Origin of the sequence: Stenotrophomonas acidaminiphila, from assembly GCA_002951995.1 — a bacterium.
Classification (GTDB): Bacteria; Pseudomonadota; Gammaproteobacteria; order Xanthomonadales; family Xanthomonadaceae; genus Stenotrophomonas; species Stenotrophomonas acidaminiphila_A.
This window is the reverse complement of the sequence record CP019797.1, coordinates 542,501-560,098: the sequence shown is the minus strand read 5'-3', so window position 1 is coordinate 560,098 and position 17,598 is coordinate 542,501. Positions and strand designations below refer to the sequence as shown.

At 66.4% G+C, this 17,598-nt stretch carries 13 protein-coding genes, 2 tRNA genes, 2 rRNA genes, 1 pseudogene and 1 riboswitch; of the genes and pseudogenes, 8 read left to right on the top strand and 10 right to left on the bottom strand.

Going from position 1 to position 17,598, the window contains the following annotated elements; translation table 11 throughout:
- Positions 1 to 2: 2 nt before the first annotated feature.
- Positions 3 to 2,636: a TonB-dependent receptor gene (locus B1L07_02390; GenBank protein AUZ54165.1), complete on the bottom strand. Its 2,634-nt coding sequence runs from the start codon at positions 2,634 to 2,636 to the stop codon at positions 3 to 5.
- 175 nt (positions 2,637 to 2,811) lie between these two features.
- On the opposite strand from B1L07_02390, the gene B1L07_02385 reads away from it, so the two are divergent.
- From B1L07_02385 to B1L07_02370, 4 genes are all read left to right on the top strand, one after another.
- Positions 2,812 to 3,168 carry a 6-carboxytetrahydropterin synthase QueD gene (locus B1L07_02385; GenBank protein ID AUZ54164.1) on the top strand — a complete coding sequence of 119 codons (357 nt, stop codon included), beginning with the start codon at positions 2,812 to 2,814 and terminating at the stop codon, positions 3,166 to 3,168.
- Between the two features lie 91 nt (positions 3,169 to 3,259).
- Positions 3,260 to 3,628 (top strand): phasin-family protein, encoded by a 369-nt coding sequence (locus tag B1L07_02380; GenBank protein AUZ54163.1) that lies wholly within the window; start codon positions 3,260 to 3,262, stop codon positions 3,626 to 3,628.
- Between the two features lie 169 nt (positions 3,629 to 3,797).
- Complete coding sequence (locus tag B1L07_02375) at positions 3,798 to 4,280, top strand: diguanylate cyclase (GenBank protein ID AUZ54162.1); 483 nt, start codon at positions 3,798 to 3,800, stop codon at positions 4,278 to 4,280.
- A complete protein-coding gene (locus B1L07_02370; GenBank protein ID AUZ54161.1) occupies positions 4,277 to 4,651 on the top strand; it encodes a transcriptional regulator in 375 nt (124 codons plus the stop codon). Before B1L07_02375 ends, B1L07_02370 begins: the two co-directional genes overlap by 4 nt.
- Here B1L07_02370 and B1L07_02365 read toward each other — a convergent pair.
- The 3 genes from B1L07_02365 to B1L07_02355 are packed head-to-tail and all read right to left on the bottom strand — an operon-like array spanning position 4,638 to position 7,059.
- On the bottom strand, positions 4,638 to 5,411 hold the full coding sequence (locus B1L07_02365) for an adenosylcobinamide-GDP ribazoletransferase (protein AUZ54160.1): 774 nt from the start codon (positions 5,409 to 5,411) through the stop codon (positions 4,638 to 4,640). The two genes, B1L07_02370 and B1L07_02365, sit on opposite strands and share 14 nt — an antisense overlap.
- Positions 5,408 to 5,992, bottom strand: a complete 585-nt coding sequence (locus B1L07_02360; GenBank protein AUZ54159.1) for a phosphoglycerate mutase — start codon at positions 5,990 to 5,992, stop codon at positions 5,408 to 5,410. The genes B1L07_02365 and B1L07_02360 overlap by 4 nt, the downstream gene beginning before the upstream one ends.
- Complete coding sequence (locus tag B1L07_02355) at positions 5,989 to 7,059, bottom strand: nicotinate-nucleotide--dimethylbenzimidazole phosphoribosyltransferase (protein AUZ54158.1); 1,071 nt, start codon at positions 7,057 to 7,059, stop codon at positions 5,989 to 5,991. Before B1L07_02355 ends, B1L07_02360 begins: the two co-directional genes overlap by 4 nt.
- Before the next feature lie 133 nt (positions 7,060 to 7,192).
- Positions 7,193 to 7,435, top strand: a riboswitch (cobalamin riboswitch).
- Between the two features lie 112 nt (positions 7,436 to 7,547).
- Between B1L07_02355 and B1L07_02350 the strand changes: the two genes are divergently transcribed.
- The gene (locus tag B1L07_02350; GenBank protein AUZ54157.1) at positions 7,548 to 9,404 is read left to right on the top strand and encodes a TonB-dependent vitamin B12 receptor; all 1,857 of its coding nucleotides are present in this window, start codon (positions 7,548 to 7,550) and stop codon (positions 9,402 to 9,404) included.
- A gap of 160 nt (positions 9,405 to 9,564) precedes the next feature.
- On the opposite strand, the gene B1L07_02345 is transcribed toward B1L07_02350, so the two are convergent.
- Positions 9,565 to 10,212 carry a phosphoglycolate phosphatase gene (locus B1L07_02345; GenBank protein AUZ54156.1) on the bottom strand — a complete coding sequence of 216 codons (648 nt, stop codon included), beginning with the start codon at positions 10,210 to 10,212 and terminating at the stop codon, positions 9,565 to 9,567.
- A gap of 52 nt (positions 10,213 to 10,264) precedes the next feature.
- Positions 10,265 to 11,341 carry a DNA polymerase IV gene (locus tag B1L07_02340; protein AUZ54155.1) on the bottom strand — a complete coding sequence of 359 codons (1,077 nt, stop codon included), beginning with the start codon at positions 11,339 to 11,341 and terminating at the stop codon, positions 10,265 to 10,267.
- A gap of 199 nt (positions 11,342 to 11,540) precedes the next feature.
- Between B1L07_02340 and B1L07_02335 the strand changes: the two genes are divergently transcribed.
- The 3 genes and pseudogenes from B1L07_02335 (at position 11,541) to B1L07_02325 (ending at position 13,970) form a co-directional block, all read left to right on the top strand.
- A complete protein-coding gene (locus B1L07_02335; GenBank protein ID AUZ54154.1) occupies positions 11,541 to 12,056 on the top strand; it encodes a 3-hydroxyacyl-[acyl-carrier-protein] dehydratase FabA in 516 nt (171 codons plus the stop codon).
- Positions 12,056 to 13,264 carry a beta-ketoacyl-[acyl-carrier-protein] synthase I gene (locus B1L07_02330; GenBank protein AUZ54153.1) on the top strand — a complete coding sequence of 403 codons (1,209 nt, stop codon included), beginning with the start codon at positions 12,056 to 12,058 and terminating at the stop codon, positions 13,262 to 13,264. The genes B1L07_02335 and B1L07_02330 overlap by 1 nt, the downstream gene beginning before the upstream one ends.
- Before the next feature lie 361 nt (positions 13,265 to 13,625).
- Positions 13,626 to 13,970: pseudogene (locus tag B1L07_02325) on the top strand (methylglyoxal synthase).
- Between the two features lie 115 nt (positions 13,971 to 14,085).
- Here B1L07_02325 and rrf read toward each other — a convergent pair.
- The 4 genes from rrf to B1L07_02305 all read right to left on the bottom strand — a co-directional run bounded on the left by rrf (position 14,086) and on the right by B1L07_02305 (position 17,596).
- A 5S ribosomal RNA gene (gene rrf, locus B1L07_02320) occupies positions 14,086 to 14,200 on the bottom strand.
- Positions 14,201 to 14,315: 115 nt separating this feature from the next.
- Positions 14,316 to 17,208: ribosomal RNA gene (locus tag B1L07_02315) — 23S ribosomal RNA — on the bottom strand.
- 216 nt (positions 17,209 to 17,424) lie between these two features.
- Positions 17,425 to 17,501: transfer RNA gene (locus B1L07_02310), tRNA-Ile, on the bottom strand.
- A 19-nt stretch (positions 17,502 to 17,520) separates the two neighbouring features.
- Positions 17,521 to 17,596, bottom strand: a tRNA-Ala gene (locus B1L07_02305).
- Between the last annotated feature and the right edge of the window lie 2 nt (positions 17,597 to 17,598).

Here is a 17,598-nt window from a genome sequence, read left to right as displayed (position 1 = left end):
GGTCAGAAGCGGTAGTCGAAGCCCACCGTGTAGTAGCGCCCGCGCAGGTCGTACTGGCTGAAGTCGTACGGCGCGCGCACACCGGGGAAGGTGGCATCGTGCGGCGGCTGGCGGTTGCCGATATTCTGCACCTTGGCGTACAGCGAGAGCCTGTCGATGCCGGTGTAGCCCAGGTACAGGTCGAACTGGCTGTAGCTGGCCACGTCCTTCTGCACGGCCTTGGCGGCGACGCTGCCTTCCTGGTCGTAACCCTCGGTGTAGTACCAGGTCAGCGCCGTGCGCCAGTCACCCAGGGTCCAGTCCAGGGTGGTGGTGGCCTTGATGTCCGGCAGCGATGGCCCGAGGTTGGAACCGGCGTAATCCACCAGCGGACCGTCAATCACCTGTGGGCGCCTGTAGTCGATGACGTAGGTCAACGCGGAGGACAGGCCGAAATCGCCGGCACTGGCGCTGGACCAGCGCTGGCGCAGTTCCACGTCGATGCCCGAGGTCTGCAGCTCGCTCAGGTTCTGGTAGCGGTTGTAGACGGCCAGCAGCTTGCCGCGCGCATCGCGCAGCACGCTGGCCGGGTCGTTCTCGGCCACCAGCGTGGTGGTGTTGCCGCTGCCGATCAGGTTGTCGAGCCTGACGCGGTAGTAGTCCACGCTCAGGCTGGTGTTGGCCCACGGCGACAGCACCACGCCGGCATTGAAGCTGCGCGTGCGCTCCGGGTCGAGAGTGCGGTTGCCGACGGTGAAGAAGGTCGGGGTCTGGCGCGAGCCGGGCACGTCCGGGTCGTGCGGGTCCACCACCGAGCCGTAGGCGATGTTGGTCGAGGCCGAGTTTTCCGACAGCGACGGCGCGCGGAAGCCGCGCGAAGCGGCGGCGCGTACCAGCAGCCCGTCCAGAGGCTGCCAGCGCAGGCCCAGCTTGGGCGAGAACGCATTGCCGAAATCGCTGTAATGGTCGCCGCGCGCGGCGGCCTGCAATTCCAGCGTGCCATGCAGCGGCACGTTCACTTCGGCATAGGCGGCGGTGACCTTGCGCTCGCCATGCACCTCGGCGATGGCCGGGCGTACCTGCAGGCCGGCGTCGATCTGCCACGGATTGTCCGAATCCAGCTTTTCCTGCCGCCATTCCACGCCGGCGGCAAAGCCGACCTGCCCCGCCCGGGTTTCGCCCAACGTGCCGGACACCTTGGCGTCCAGCCCCTTGAGGATCGAATCGGCCGGGCGCAACGTGCTCAGGCCGATGGCCTTGAGCACCGCCGGATCGGTGGCCGACGGCTTGAGCAGGTTGTAGCTGCCCGTGGCCAGCGCGTCGTACAGTGCCCAGCGGTTGGCGAAGCCACCGGAGACCGTTTCGCGCTCCTTGCTCGCCGCCTGGAACGCGCCCACTTCCCAGTCCCATTTCTCACCCTGCCCGCGCAGGCCGACCAGACCACGATAGGCCTGCGAGCGGTTGGTCTTGATGGTGCCGCCAAGATTGAAGAAGGTGTACTCGATCGGCACGTCCACGCCATATGGGTTGTAGGGGCTGGCCGCCGGCAGGGTGGAACGCACCGGCTCGGCAAGGCCGGTATCGGCGTTGAGTGCGAAGCGCCCGTTTTCCAGGGTGAAGAATGGACTGGAGCCGAACCAGGACACGCCCTTGATGTCGCTGTAGAGCACCTCGGCGAAGGCATCGACCGAATCGTTCAGGCGCAGCGTGCCGTTGAGGTAGGCCTGCCAGCGCCTGGTCGAGGGGATCAGGGTGGTGTACGGCGCCTGGTTGAAGGCGCAGGTGTCGCCGGCCAGCCCATCGATCGGCGCGCTGGCGGTGAGCACGGTGCCCTCCGGGCAGTTGCCGGCAGCGTCGAGCATCGGCACGGACCTGTCATTGACCAGGAAGCGCGCGCCCTTCGCCGACCACCCGTTCCAGCGCCCACCGGCCTTGTCGGTGTAGATGCCCGAGCGGGTCAGGTCACGCTGGTTCTGGTCCAGCCGGTCGCGGTTGTAGCCTTCCAGCGACACCAGGAGGGTGTAACCATCGTTCTCCAGGTCGCCGATACCGCCGACAAACTTGACGTTCTGCTGGTCCAGGCCGCCGGCGTCTGAGGTACCGCCGCTGGCGCCCACCTCCGCGCCCTCGAAGCCCTGGCGGGTGATGATGTTGACCACGCCGGCCACCGCATCGGAGCCGTACACGGCAGAAGCGCCGTCCTTGAGCACTTCGATGCGTTCCACCGCCACCAGCGGCAGTGCATTGAGGTTGACGAACGTGTCCGACAGGCCGCCGGACGGGAAGCCGTAGTTGGCCAGCCGGCGGCCATTGAGCAGCACCAGCGTGTTCTTCTGCGACAGGCCACGCAGGCCGATGCCCGCCGAACCGGAAGCCCAGCCACTGTTGCTGGTTTCGTTGGCGGCGTTGCCGGTATTGGCCGAGATCGAGCGCAGCAGGTCGGCCACCGTGGCCTTGCCCGATTCCTCCAGCTGCTGGCGTTCGATCACCTGCACCGGGTTGGCGGTTTCGGTGTCGCTGCGCTTGATGTTGGAACCGGTGACCTGCACGGCGGAAAGGGTGGGACCGACGGGTGCATCGGCGGATTCGGCGGCGACGGACAAAGGCGCGGCCATGGCGGTGGCCAGGGCCACCACGAGCGGGGAGAAGTTGGACATCGGGATACGGAAGCGAGGGGGAGGAAGCAACCCGCATTCAGCCAGTCCAGCGCGATTCGGGCCAATTACGTCCCTTCATGCGCATATAACGAAAAAGAAACAACATCCCTCCATCTTGATAAAAGGATGTATTGATCCACCAAAGGATTTCCCGCCCCGGCGCTACAATCGCGGCATGGACATCTTCAAAGATTTCACCCTCGAGGCCGCCCACCGGCTGCCCAACGTCCCCGCCGGCCACAAATGCGCGCGCCTGCACGGGCACTCGTTCCGGGTGCGCCTGGAAGTGAGCGGCGAGCCCGGCGCCGAGACCGGCTGGGTAATGGACTTCGGCGACATCAAGGCCGCCTTCCAGCCACTCTACGAACAGCTCGACCATCACTATCTCAACGACATCCCCGGGCTGGAGAACCCCACCAGCGAGCGCCTGGCGATGTGGATCTGGGATCGGCTGCGCCCCGCCCTGCCGCAGCTCAGCGCGGTGACCGTGCACGAGACCTGCACCTCCGGCTGCCGCTACCGCGGCGTCTGAGCTGAACGATTCCCCGGCGGCCGCAGGCGCCGGACTTCCACGCCGCCATGGCGAACGCTATGCTGCGTCGCAACAAACGACGGAGCACGGCATGTCCGCCCGGTTCGACGAAGGTTTCGGCGCTTACACCCGGCAGTTCACCGCGCTGGCGCATCGCGCCAACCGGCTGGCACTGGAGACCGCGGAGAGCGCATTCGGGGTGCAGCTGCGCACCTTCGAGCGCAATGCCAGCGCGACCGCCGGTTTCCTCGACGCACTGGCCCGCCCCACCCCGCAGGCCGACCTACCAGCGCTGCTGCCCAAGGGCCTGCAGGTGGCCCGGGAGAACCTGCAGCGGCTGGCCTCGGCCGGGCAGGAGATCGCCGGGCTCGGGCTGCAGAGCGGACAGGCGCTGGCCGAACTGGCACGGCAGCCCTTCCAGAAGGGCACCGGCGAGCGCCAGCGCGCCAGGAACGGCTGACTCCCCCTCAACAGCGCGCGGATCCCCCTCCCCCGCGCCCTGTCCGGACCCGGCAACGCGCTCTCTCCCGTTGCCGGGTCTTTCTTTTTCAGCACCCCGTGCACACGCCCGGGGCGATGCCGGCGGCGGTGCCGCGCGGACATCGGGCGCAGCGGTTAGACTTCGCCCCATGTTCAGTTCCACCACGCTCACCGGCAGCAAGCCGGAACAGTACGCCCAGCTGCTGGCCCAGGCCCGCGCGCTGGTCCACGGCGAAACCGACCGCACCGCCAATGCCGCCAACCTGTCGGCACTGGTGTACCACGCGCTGCCGCAGCTCAATTGGGTGGGTTTCTATTTCTTCGACGGCACCGAACTGGTGGTCGGCCCGTTCCAGGGCCTGCCGGCCTGCGTGCGCATCCCGCTGCACAAGGGCGTGTGCGGTGCGGCGGCCAGCACCCGCCAGACCCAGCGCGTGGACGACGTGGATGCGTTCCCGGGCCACATCGCCTGTGACTCGGCCTCGCGCTCGGAACTGGTGGTGCCGCTGGTCCACGACGGTGCGCTGGTCGGCGTGTTCGACCTGGACAGCCCGGTCACCTCGCGCTTCGACGCCGACGACCAGGCGGGGCTGGAGGCCATCGCCCGGGTGTTCGTCGAGGCGCTGGCGTGAGCGCGCTGAAGCTGCGCAACATCGGCCCGAAGAGCGCGGCGTGGCTGCGCCAGGTCGGGTTGCGCAGCGCCGAGGACCTGGCCGCGGTGGGCGCCGTCGGCGCCTTCGTCAAGGTCCGCCGCGCCGGCTTCAAGCCCAGCCTCAACCTGCTGTACTCGCTGGAAGGCGCGCTGGTCGGCTGCCATTGGCAGGACGTGCCCGATGCCCGCCGCCAGCAACTGGTCTCCGAGTACGAAGCCGCGGCCGGCGGCCTGCCGGCCACGCGTGCCGGGCAGATGGCCGGTCCGGTCCATGAAACCCACATGCAGCCGCACGCGGCCGCTGACGACGGCGACGACGAGGTCGGCGAGATCCGTTTCAGCGAGGACTGACGCCCGCAGCCGGGCCGCTACGGCACCGGCAAGGCGATTCCCCCAGCAGCACCAGCGCCAGCAGCAGCAGGCTTTCGGTGACCTCGACGCTGGCGCCCAGGCAGTCGCCGGAAATACCGCCCAGCCGGCGCCGCCACCAGGCCGCGACCAGCGCCACCAGCGGCAGCGCCAGCAGCAGCGGCCAGGCCACGAAGGCGGTGACCACGGCCAGCAGCAGCGCCCATACCCACATCGAGCGCAGGCTCAGCTGCCATGAAAAGCGTTCGGCCATGCCCGCAGCGTGCAGCGACGGCAACAACCGGCTCCACCACAGCGTGCCCCAGCGCGCCCACGCCGGCACCAGCACGATGCCGTACCACAGCGGGCTGGCGGACAGTTCGGACAGCAGCACGAACTTGAGCAGCAGCTGCATCGCCAGGGTGACCACGCCGAACACGCCCAGGTGCGGATCCTTGAGCACTTCGAGGAAACGCTGCGGGTCGCGGTGCGCGGCACCGAAGGCATCGGCGACGTCGCCCAGTCCATCCAGGTGCAGCGCGCCGGTCACCCACACCCACGCCAGCAGGGCAAGCACGCCGGCGAGCCACGGCCGGTCGCCGAGCAGGTACAGCGGCGCGGCCAGCAGCGCGCCGATGATCCCGCCGACCAGCGGGTAATACACCGCCGCACGGCTGAGGTCGTCGTCGCGGAAGTCCTTCACCTGCGGCGTCGGCAGCCGGGTCAGGAACTGGATGGCCAGGATCAGGCGGCGCACGCTCACGGCTGGCACAGCTCCAGCAGCTCACCCCACACCTGCCCGTCCTGCGCGCGCTCCACGCGCAGGCGCACGCGGGTGCCGTAGTCGATGCGCATCGCCCACAGGGCCGCCAGCGGAATGCCGCACACGCGCGACACCGCCAACCGCAGCACCCCGGCGTGGCTGACCACCAGCACCGGCCCGTCGCCCTCGTCCTCGTCCAGCAGCCGCTGCAGCTGGGCATCGATGCGCTGCTGGAACTGTTGCCAGCTCTCGCCGTTGGGCGGCACCACCGCATGCGGCGCGTCGTACAGCCCGGCCAGCAGTTCGGCGGGGATTTCATCGTAATGGCGGCCGTCCCAGTCGCCGAAATCGAGTTCGGCCCAGTCCGGATGGATTTCGCAGAACAGTTCGCGGCCGGCGAGCAGCGCGGTGGCGGTATCCAGCGCACGGCGCCGCGGCGAGGCGATCACCCGGCTCCACTGGCCGTCGGCGTGGCGCTGCAGCAGCGCGTCCACCGCGCCATCGAGCAGCGGCGGATCGCTGCGGCCGTCCAGGTGGCCCTGGCGGCCGGTGGAGGCATGGCGCATCAGGTCCAGGATCACGGCGCGGTGCTCCGCCCGGCAACCGCGGCTTCGGCGAACGTGGCCATGCCGTTGTGCAGCGCGCAGGCCAGGCGCAGCAGTGGCAGCGCCAGCGCCGCGCCGGAACCCTCGCCCAGCCGCAGGTCGAGCTGCAGCAGCGGGTCGGCCTGCAGTTTCTCCAGTACCCGCGCATGACCGCGCTCGGCGGAGCGGTGCGAGAACAGCAGCCACGGCCGCAGCGAGGGATTGATGCGCACTGCCGCCAACGCGGCGGCCGAGACGATGAAGCCATCCACCAGCACCGGCACGCCGCGCTGGGCGGCGGCGATCATGGCCGCGGCCAGCGCCGCGATCTCCAGCCCGCCGACGCGGCGCAGGGCTTCGCGGCCCGGGTCGGCGGCGGCGGCGATGGACGCGCCATGCAGGGCCAACGCCTGCGCGGTCACGGCCTGCTTGTGGGCGATCCGCGCCGCATCCAGGCCGGTGCCGGCGCCCACCAGTTCGGCCAGCGGCAACGGCCCCAGCACCGCCGCAAGCGCACTGGCCGAGGTGGTGTTGCCGATACCCATCTCGCCCAGCAGCAGCAGGTCGGCACCCTCTGCGCAGGCGGCGGCCACCGCGCGCTGGCCGGCGGCGAACGCCGCGTCGAGGTCAGCCGGCGCCATCGCCGGGCCGGTACTGAAATCGTCGGTGCCGCGGCGCGGCTTGTCCCAGGTCACGCCACTGACCGGCGCATCGGCCAGGCTGCCGACGTCCCAGACATGCAGCGGCACGCCCAGTTCGCGCGCCAGCACCGCAATGGCGGCGCCACCGGCGGCGAAGTTGCGCAGCATCTGCACCGTCACTTCGGCCGGATACGCCGACACGCCCTGCGCGGCGATGCCATGGTCGCCGGCGAACACCAGCACCGGCACGCGCGTGGCCTGCGGCTGCTCGCGCCCCTGCAGCGCGGCCAGTTCGATGGCGAGGGTTTCCAGGCGCCCCAGCGCCCCCTCGGGTTTGGTCAGTTGCCGCTGGCGGGCGATGGCGTGCTGCCGTTGCGGCTGCGAGGGCGCCGGGCAGGCCCGGGTGAACCATGCGTCTGTCACGTGTGTTCCGATACCGCGTTGCAATCGCGCATTGTAGGGCGCGTGCCGCCCGCACGATGTGCCGTGGCGGGCGCCACGACGCCGTGGGCCGCCCATCGCGCGGCACGCCGGGCAGCGCCGCGGGCGATGGCATAGAATGCCCGCACTTTCGGGTGACTGGCCGGACTCGCTCCGGCCGGTTGAAACGGGAAGCCGGTGCCGCGCCTGCCAGGGACATCCTGGCCCGCGCCAGTCCGGCGCTGCCCCCGCAACGGTAAGCAGGACAAGGCCAGGCATACCGCCACTGTGCATCCATCGCACGGGAAGGCGCCTGGCCGGAAGCGTCGACGCGCTTCGCCTGCAAGCCCGGAGACCGGCCCGGAAGCCGACTGGTTGCGATGCGGAGGGCATGGCGGCGGCAGTAGCGCCGTGCGCGCACTCCGTCGTGTCCCTCTCCTGGCAGCCTCCACCGTCCATCCGCGCGGGAGCGCGCGGATCCAGGAGTTCCCATGAAATTGCCTTACAACACCCTTTCCCTCGCCCTTGCGCTCGCACTGCCGGGCCTTGCCAGTGCCGAACAGGCACCGACCGAGCTCGACGACGTGGTGGTCACCGCCACCCGCACGCCGGTCTCCATCGCCGACAGCGTCGTGCCGGTGCAGGTCATCGACCGCGAGCAGATCGATCGCAGCCAGGCCGCCTCGCTGCTGGACCTGCTGCGCGGCCGCGCCGGCCTGGACTTCGTCAACCAGGGCGGCGCCGGCAAGATCACTTCGCTGTTCATGCGTGGCAGCGCCTCCAGCCAGGTGCTGGTGCTGGTCGACGGCGTGCGCATCGGCGCCGCCTCCAGCGGCATGCCGGCGCTGCAGGACCTGCCCATCGACCAGATCGAGCGCGTGGAGATCGTGCGCGGGCCGCGTTCGAGCCTGTACGGCTCCGAGGCGATCGGCGGCGTCATCCAGATCTTCACCCGCGCCGCCGGCCAGGGCCTGCAGCAGAACCTGGCGCTGACCGCCGGCAGCCACAACCTGCGCCAGGCCAGCGCCGGCTTCAGCAACCGCGGCGAGCGCGGCTGGGTATCGGCGCAGGGCGCCTGGCAGAAGACCGACGGCATCAACGCGTGCAACGGCTCGGCCACGCTGTTCCAGGGCTGCTATGTCGACGAGCCCGACCGCGACGGTTACCGCAACGCCTCGCTCAACGTGCGCGGCGGCTATGCGCTGTCCGAGACCCTGGACGTGGAAGGCCACATGCTCGATGCCGCCAGCCGCAACCAGTACGACGGCAGCATCTACAGCGGCAACGAGGCCGACAACCAGCAACGGGTATACGGCGGCAAGCTGCGCTGGGCCCCGGGCGATGCATTCCGCCTGTCCGCGCAGATCGGACGCAACGACGACCAGGCCGACAGCTACTACGTCCAGGCCGGCACGCGCAGCTTCGTGTCCACCTTCGACACACGCCGCGACACCGCCAGCGTGCAGGGCGATTTCCTGTTCGCCGAAGGCCAGCAGCTGAGCGTCGGCGGCGACTGGCAGAAGGACCAGGTGACCAGCACCACCGCCTATTCGATCGACAACCGCGACAACACCGGCGTGTTCGCCGAATACCAGGGCCGCTTCGGCGCGCATTCGCTGCAGGCCAGCGTGCGCAACGACGACAACGAGCAGTTCGGCAACCACACCACCGGCAGCCTCGGCTACGGCCTGGCGCTCGGCCACGGCCTGCGCCTGACCGCCAGTGCCGGCACCGGCTTCAAGGCACCGACCTTCAACGACCTGTACTACCCGTGGTCGAGCAACCCGGCATTGAAGCCGGAGGAATCCACCAGCGTGAACGTCGGCATCGCGCAGTACGGCGAGGGCTGGAACTGGACCTTCAACGCTTACGAAAGCCGCATCGACCAGCTGATCGCGCTGGACAGCACCTACACGCCGTACAACATCGCCAAGGCGCGCATCCGCGGTGCCGAGCTGACCGGCTTCGCATCGCTGGCCGGGTTCGACATCAACGCCCAGGCCAGCTTCACCGATCCGCGCGACCACACCCGCGGTGCGGCCAGCCACGACAACTGGCTGCCGCGCCGTGCACGCAGCAGCGGCCGGCTCGACGTGGACCGTGGCTTCGGGCCGCTGCGCGTGGGCGTGACCGCCAGCGCCACCGGCCACCGCTTCGACAACGCCGCCAACAGCCTGCGCCTGGCCGGCTACGGCACCGTGGACCTGCGCGTGGAGTACGCCCTCAACGAGGCATGGAGCCTGCAGGCCCGGGCGGCCAACGTGTTCGATCGCGCGTACGAAACCGTGGCCTGGTACAACCAGCCTGGCCGCGAGTACCAGCTGACGCTGCGCTACCGCTCGCGCTGAAGCCCCAGCACGACCGCTCCATCGACGCCCCGGCCTCCCGCCGGGGCGTCATTGCATGCCGACCGCGGCTCAGCGACTTCATGGCCGTGGCATGTCCGGGCGTGGCCCGGGCAGCGACAGACGCAACATCCCCGCGCCGCGCGGAGCGGCCGGTCGCCACTCAGCAGCGTGCCGTCAGTTCCCGCAGGTCGTCGATCACCGCGACCGCACCGGCCGCGTCCAGATCCAGATCGCGCGGGTAGCCGTAGCGCACCAGGGCGATCGGCATGCCCGCGGCGTTGGCCGCCTCCAGGTCGGTGGCCGAGTCGCCGACCATCAGGCACCGTGCCGGCGCGTGGCCCAGCAGCCGCGCCGCATGCAGCACCGGCTCGGGCGCGGGTTTGCGCTGCGGCAGGGTGTCGCCGCCGACGATGTGCGCGAAGTACCCGGCGATGCCCAGATGCTCCAGCAATGGCGGCACCAGGGCCGACGGCTTGTTGGTGCAGATCGCCATCGGCAGCCCACGCGCCTGCAGGAGCTGCAGGGCGTCGGCCACGCCGTCGTACAGCTGCGGGCTGCGCAGCAGGCAGTCATGGTAGTGGCGCATGAACATCGGCATCACCTCGTCCGCCGCATGTCCGCTGCCGGCGTGCGCCAGGGCGATGGCGACCAGGCGGCGCACGCCTTCGCCGATCCAGCTGCGGACGGTCGCCTCGGGCACGCGCGGCAGCGACAACTCCTCCAGCGAACGGTTGACTGCCTCGGCGATGTCCCCGGCGCTGTCCACCAGCGTGCCGTCCAGATCGAATACCAGCGCTGCGATGCCCACGCACCCACTCCATGACGGTGAACCGTCGATTGTACCGGGGCGCGGAAACCCGTCAGTCCACGACGACATCGCGGAACAGGTCGCCCTGCAGCGCCGTATCCTCGCGGTCGCGGAAGCCGGACAGGCCCACGCCCACCAGCCGGTAGCGCGTGTCCGGCGGCAGCTGCACGCGCTGGCACAGCGCCAGCGCGATGTCGCGCAGCTCCTCCTCCGAGGCCGGCGGCGCATCCGGCGTGAAGCTGCGGGTGAGGATCCGGAACTGGGCGGTCTTGAGCTTGAGCACCACGGTATGGCCGATGCGTTCGGTGCGTCCGGTCGCGCGCCACGTCCGCGCCGCCAGCTGGGCGATCAGCTCGTCGAACTCGCCCAGCCGCAGGTCCTCGGCGAACGTATCCTCCGAGGAGATCGACTGCACCGGCTGGTCGGGCTCCACCGGGCGCTCGTCGATGCCGCGTGCGCGCCGGTACAGACGTTGCCCGAACGTGCCGAACAGCGCCTCAAGCTGCTCCAGCGGCAGCCGGCGCAGGTCGCCGACGGTAGCGATGCCCAGCGCCGCCAGGCGCCCTTCCATGACCTTGCCCACGCCCGGTACGCGGTTGACCGGCAGCGGCGTGAGGAACTGCTCCACCCGCGCCGGCGGCACCACGAACTGGCCATCGGGTTTGCGCCAGTCCGAGGCGATCTTGGCCAGGAACTTGTTCGGCGCGATCCCGGCCGAGGCGGTGAGCGAGGTCGCCTCGCGGATCTGCGCGCGGACGGTGCGCGCGATCTCGGTGGCGATGCCGCCACAGGTCGACGACCCAGACACGTCCAGGTAGGCCTCGTCCAGCGACAGCGGCTCGACCAGCGCGGTGTGCTGCAGGAAGATCTCGCGGATCTGCCGCGACACGGCTTTGTAGCGGGCGAAATCCGGCGGCACGAACACCGCGTCCGGGCACAGCCGCTCGGCGCGCACCGCCGGCATCGCCGAACGCACGCCGAACCTGCGCGCCTCGTAGGACGCCGCGCACACCACCGAGCGGGCCCCGCGCCAGGCCACCACCACCGGCCTGCCCCGCAACGCCGGATCGTCCCGCTGCTCGACCGACGCGTAGAACGCGTCCATGTCGATGTGGATGATCTTGCGCATGGCGAGCAACACGACCGCGGAACGAAGGACCGCCATCATAGCGCCGCGCCCCATACGCACCGGTACGATCTGCGACGAACGTGCCGCCTTTTGTCCGAAACACTACGGATGCGTACGGTTAAAACTGTTGATTGAAAGCCCGCGCATCATGCATGCTCGGGCGTTAACCCACGTTTTCGTGCTCCGGATTACCGCTTCGATGAACCGTCTCAATGCGTTCTCGCGCGAACAGCTGCTGGCCAGTGCCCGCGGCGAGCTGTTCGGGCCCAACAAGGGCCGCCTCCCCAACGACCCGATGCTGATGTTCGACCGCATCACCGACATCCGCGACGACGGGGGTCCACATGGCAAGGGCCTGGTGCGCGCCGAGCTCGATATCCGCCCCGACCTGTGGTTCTTCGGCTGCCACTTCATCGGTGACCCGGTGATGCCGGGCTGCCTGGGCCTGGATGCGATGTGGCAGCTGACCGGCTTCTTCCTGACCTGGCTGGGCGCCGAGGGCCGCGGCCGCGCGCTGGGCTGCGGTGAGGTCAAGTTCACCGGCCAGGTGCTGCCCAGCGCCAAGCTGGTGCAGTACGAAATCGACATCTCGCGCGTGATCAACCGCAAGCTGGTCATGGCCCAGGCCGACGCCCGCATGCTGGTCGACGGGCGCGAGATCTATACCGCCAAGGACCTGCGCGTGGGCCTGTTCACTTCCACCGAGAGCTTCTGATGCGTCGTGTCGTCATCACCGGCATGGGGATCAACTCCTGCCTTGGCAACGATCTGGATACCGTTTCCAGCGCCCTGCGCGAAGGCCGTCCCGGCATCGTCGCCCTGCCCGACCATGCCGAAGCCGGCCTGCGCAGCCAGATCGGCGGCCGCGTCGACATCGACCTGGACGCGCAGATCGACCGCAAGCTCAAGCGCTTCATGAGCGACGCGGCGGCCTACAGCTACATCGCCCTGCGCGACGCCATCGCCGACGCCGGCTTGGACCAGGCCCTGGTCAGCAGCGTCCGTACCGGCCTGATCGCCGGCTCCGGCGGCGGCTCCAGCCAGTGGCAGGTGGAAGCCGCCGACCTGCTGCGCAACCGCGGCGTGCGCAAGGTCGGCCCGTACATGGTGCCGCGCACGATGTGCTCGACGGTCTCGGCCAACCTGGCCACCGCCTTCAGCATCAAGGGGCTGAGCTACTCACTGTCCGCTGCCTGCGCCACCTCGGCGCACTGCATCGGCGCGGCCGCCGACCTGATCCGCCACGGCGCCCAGGACATCGTGTTCGCCGGTGGCGGCGAGGACCTGCACTGGTCGATGAGCGTGATGTTCGATGCCATGGGCGCGCTGTCCACCGGCTTCAACGATACCCCGGCGTCGGCATCGCGCCCCTATGACGCCAACCGCGACGGCTTCGTCATCGCCGGCGGCGCCGGCATGCTGGTACTGGAAGACTACGACCACGCCATCGCGCGCGGCGCACACATCCATGCCGAGCTGATCGGCTACGGCGTGACGTCCGACGGCGCCGACATGGTCGCCCCGTCCGGCGAAGGCGCGGTGCGCTGCATGAACATGGCGCTGGCCGGCATCGACCGCCCGATCGATTACCTCAATACCCATGGCACCTCCACCCCGCTGGGCGACATCACCGAGCTGGGCGCGGTACGCGAGGTCTTCGGCGAGCAGGTGCCGCCGATCTCCTCGACCAAGGCGCTGTCCGGTCACTCGCTGGGCGCGGCCAGCGTGCACGAGGCGATCTTCTGCCTGCTGATGATGCGTGACGGCTTCATGGCCGGCTCTGCCAACATCGAGACGCTGGACGCGCGCGCCGAGGGCTTCCCGATCTTGCGTCAGACGCAGGAGGCGGCGCTGGAGACGGTGATGTCCAACAGCTTCGGCTTCGGCGGCACGAACGCAACGCTGGTATTCGGCCGGGTGTGATCTTCGCGTTCCAGCGACAGCGATTGAAGCAACGGCGCCTATGGGCGCCGTTGTCGTATGCGCGGAAGGCCGGTCAACGTGGTTCATCCACGGCAAGTGGCGCGCGTTCTCCGAGGCAACCGCCAGCAAAGCTGCTGCCTCGACCCAGCAACGACCAGATCCACCGGCGTGCATCTCTGCCGGCGCATGCCTGCGGACGGTAGCGCTTTCCAAGCCTCTGGGTCGGACGCCAGATCAGAGTGACGGGAGCGTCATCTGCGACATCTAAGCGCGGTGTCACTGCACCCTGTACTTTTCGGGCACACCGAAGAGCCTCTCCCGCCTAGGCGGGAGGCATGAAACCTCTCCCCTCTTGGTGCCGGACGTACTGTCGCGGTTCGGGGAGCGCATCGGCACGGGAACGACAGGGCAGCACTTGAACGAGCTGGCCTGGAGCCGGGGCTGGCCGCGCGACCAGGATTGGATCCAGCGCTTCCAGAGCGGCCCATTGGGGGGCGATGCGCAGATCGCCGACCGTGTCCTGGAAGGCCGTTGCCAGCGTGCGATCTTCTTCGAGGACCCGCACGTGGCGCGTCAGCACGAGGCGGACATCCAGTTGCTGGAGCGGGCGGTGACCACGGTGACGGACAAGGCGGAGTGTATCACCGCGCCCAATCTGGCCGCCCGCTGGGCCATTGCGGCGCGGCAGCGCTCGGAGCAACGCTGATCTTCAGGGCGCCGCAGGCAGCAACGGCACCGCGAGCCGGACGCGGTGCCGGATGTTTTCCTGCGCGCAAAAGCAAACCCCCGCTGCGTGAGCAGCGGGGGTTTGGGGGTAAAGCCCCTGGCGATGACCTACTCTCGCATGGCTTGAGCCACACTACCATCGGCGCAGCTGCGTTTCACTTCCGAGTTCGGGATGGGATCGGGTGGTTCCACAGCGCTAATTTCACCAGGGAGAGGGTTGGAGGGTCGCTATCCGTTGGAGCAGGATAAAGCGCCAGCCTCTCGTAGGTCTTGTGACGTAGCGTGCACTTGGGTCTATCGACATGTCATGTCGGCCAAGGCAACTTGAGGTTATATGGTCAAGCCACACGGATCATTAGTATCAGTTAGCTCAACGCGTTGCCGCGCTTACACACCTGACCTATCAACCACGTAGTCTACATGGTTCCTTCAGGGGGCTTGTGCCCCGGGAAGTCTCATCTTGAGGCGCGCTTCCCGCTTAGATGCTTTCAGCGGTTATCGCTTCCGAACATAGCTACCCGGCAATGCCACTGGCGTGACAACCGGAACACCAGAGGTTCGTCCACTCCGGTCCTCTCGTACTAGGAGCAGCCCCTCTCAAACTTCCAACGCCCATGGCAGATAGGGACCGAACTGTCTCACGACGTTCTGAACCCAGCTCGCGTACCACTTTAAATGGCGAACAGCCATACCCTTGGGACCGACTACAGCCCCAGGATGTGATGAGCCGACATCGAGGTGCCAAACACCGCCGTCGATATGAACTCTTGGGCGGTATCAGCCTGTTATCCCCGGAGTACCTTTTATCCGTTGAGCGATGGCCCTTCCATACAGAACCACCGGATCACTAAGTCCTACTTTCGTACCTGCTTGATCCGTCGATCTTGCAGTCAAGCACGCTTATGCCTTTGCACACAGTGCGCGATGTCCGACCGCGCTGAGCGTACCTTCGAGCTCCTCCGTTACTCTTTAGGAGGAGACCGCCCCAGTCAAACTACCCACCATACACGGTCCCCGACCCGGATAACGGGCCTAGGTTAGAACGTCAAGCACGACAGGGTGGTATTTCAAGGATGGCTCCACTGCAGCTGGCGCCACAGTTTCATAGCCTCCCACCTATCCTACACAGACGAACTCAACGTTCAGTGTAAAGCTATAGTAAAGGTTCACGGGGTCTTTCCGTCTTGCCACGGGAACGCTGCATCTTCACAGCGATTTCAATTTCACTGAGTCTCGGGTGGAGACAGCGCCGCTGTCGTTACGCCATTCGTGCAGGTCGGAACTTACCCGACAAGGAATTTCGCTACCTTAGGACCGTTATAGTTACGGCCGCCGTTTACTGGGGCTTCGATCAAGAGCTTCGCCTTGCGGCTGACCCCATCAATTAACCTTCCAGCACCGGGCAGGCGTCACACCCTATACGTCCACTTTCGTGTTTGCAGAGTGCTGTGTTTTTGATAAACAGTCGCAGCGGCCTGGTCACTTCGACCATCGCCAGCTATAGCCCGCATGGGCCACCGGCAATGGTGCACCTTCTCCCGAAGTTACGGTGCCATGTTGCCTAGTTCCTTCACCCGAGTTCTCTCAAGCGCCTGAGAATTCTCATCCTACCCACCTGTGTCGGTTTACGGTACGGTCTGCGTAAGCTGAAGCTTAGGAGCTTTTCCTGGAAGCGTGGTATCAGTGACTTCGTCTTAAAGACTCGTCTCGGTGCTCGGTCTTGAAGGATCCCGGATTTGCCAAAGATCCAAACCTACCGCCTTTCCCCAGGACAACCAACGCCTGGTACACCTAACCTTCTCCGTCCCTCCATCGCACTTACGCGAGGTGCAGGAATATTAACCTGCTTCCCATCGACTACGCATTTCTGCCTCGCCTTAGGGGCCGACTCACCCTGCGCCGATTAACGTTGCGCAAGGAAACCTTGGGCTTTCGGCGTGCGGGTTTTTCACCCGCATTATCGTTACTCATGTCAGCATTCGCACTTCCGATACCTCCAGCAAGCTTCTCAACTCACCTTCACAGGCTTACGGAACGCTCCTCTACCGCGCATAACAAAGTTATGCACCCCAAGCTTCGGTTCTGTGCTTAGCCCCGTTAAATCTTCCCCGCAGACCGACTCGACCAGTGAGCTATTACGCTTTCTTTAAAGGGTGGCTGCTTCTAAGCCAACCTCCTGGCTGTCTGTGCCTTTCCACATGGTTTTCCACTTAGCACAAAATTTGGGACCTTAGCTGTGGGTCTGGGTTGTTTCCCTTTTCACGACGGACGTTAGCACCCGCCGTGTGTCTCCCATACAGTCCGTCTCGGTATTCGGAGTTTGCAATGGTTTGGTAAGTCGCGATGACCCCCTAGCCATAACAGTGCTCTACCCCGAGAGGATACATATGAGGCGCTACCTAAATAGCTTTCGAGGAGAACCAGCTATCTCCGGGTTCGATTAGCTTTTCACTCCTAATCACACCTCATCCCCTACCTTTGCAACGGGAGTGGGTTCGGGCCTCCAGTGCGTGTTACCGCACCTTCACCCTGGGCATGACTAGATCACCCGGTTTCGGGTCTACTGCCCGCGACTATGCGCCCTTATCAGACTCGGTTTCCCTTCGCCTCCCCTATACGGTTAAGCTTGCCACGAACAGTAAGTCGCTGACCCATTATACAAAAGGTACGCAGTCACTCTTTCGAGCTCCTACTGCTTGTACGCACACGGTTTCAGGTTCTATTTCACTCCCCTCTCCGGGGTTCTTTTCGCCTTTCCCTCACGGTACTGGTTCACTATCGGTCGGTCAGTAGTATTTAGCCTTGGAGGATGGTCCCCCCATGTTCAGACAGGGTTTCACGTGCCCCGCCCTACTCGTCTTCACTGGAATGGCCCTTTCAAATACAGGGCTATCACCTTCTATGGCCGGCCTTTCCAGACCGTTTTTCTAGAACCATACCAGCTTAAGGGCTGTTCCCCGTTCGCTCGTCGCTACTCAGGGAATCTCGGTTGATTTCTTTTCCTCTGGTTACTTAGATATTTCAGTTCACCAGGTTCGCTTCCAGCAGCTATGTATTCACTGCAGGATACCGCCGGAGCGGTGGGTTTCCCCATTCGGACATTACCGGATCAAAGCTTGTTGCCAGCTCCCCGATACTTTTCGCAGGCTGCCACGTCCTTCATCGCCTCTGACCGCCAAGGCATCCACCGTGTGCGCTTATTCGCTTGACCATATAACCGCAAGTTGCCTTGGATCATATGCGCATGGGGGTACAAAGCCCACGCACGAATATAACGACTCAATCAATAAAGAGACTTGCGTCTCTCGCCTTAGCCTCACGACACGTCGAGATAGACATCTCAAACGCTCGCTACGTCACAAGTTTTAAAAGAACAGGAAACGGCCACAATGCCGTATCCAATCAATTCTTTCGTATGCGCCAATCATTCAGAGTGGTGGGTCTGGGAGGACTCGAACCACCGACCTCACCCTTATCAGGGGTGCGCTCTAACCACCTGAGCTACAGACCCAAGTTCTGTCGAAGCTTAGTGGTGGAGCCTGTCGGGATCGAACCGACGACCCCCTGCTTGCAAAGCAGGTGCTCTCCCAGCTGAGCTAAGGCCCCAA

Excerpts from the sequence above, each read along its gene's own strand:
- B1L07_02390 (AUZ54165.1), bottom strand. The coding sequence starts at position 2,636 with ATGTCCAACTTCTCCCCGCTCGTGGTGGCCCTGGCCACCGCCATGGCC.
- B1L07_02385 (AUZ54164.1), top strand. The coding sequence starts at position 2,812 with ATGGACATCTTCAAAGATTTCACCCTCGAGGCCGCCCACCGGCTGCCC.
- B1L07_02380 (AUZ54163.1), top strand. The coding sequence starts at position 3,260 with ATGTCCGCCCGGTTCGACGAAGGTTTCGGCGCTTACACCCGGCAGTTC.
- B1L07_02375 (AUZ54162.1), top strand. The coding sequence starts at position 3,798 with ATGTTCAGTTCCACCACGCTCACCGGCAGCAAGCCGGAACAGTACGCC.
- B1L07_02350 (AUZ54157.1), top strand. The coding sequence starts at position 7,548 with ATGAAATTGCCTTACAACACCCTTTCCCTCGCCCTTGCGCTCGCACTG.
- B1L07_02340 (AUZ54155.1), bottom strand. The coding sequence starts at position 11,341 with ATGCGCAAGATCATCCACATCGACATGGACGCGTTCTACGCGTCGGTC.
- B1L07_02335 (AUZ54154.1), top strand. The coding sequence starts at position 11,541 with ATGAACCGTCTCAATGCGTTCTCGCGCGAACAGCTGCTGGCCAGTGCC.
- B1L07_02330 (AUZ54153.1), top strand. The coding sequence starts at position 12,056 with ATGCGTCGTGTCGTCATCACCGGCATGGGGATCAACTCCTGCCTTGGC.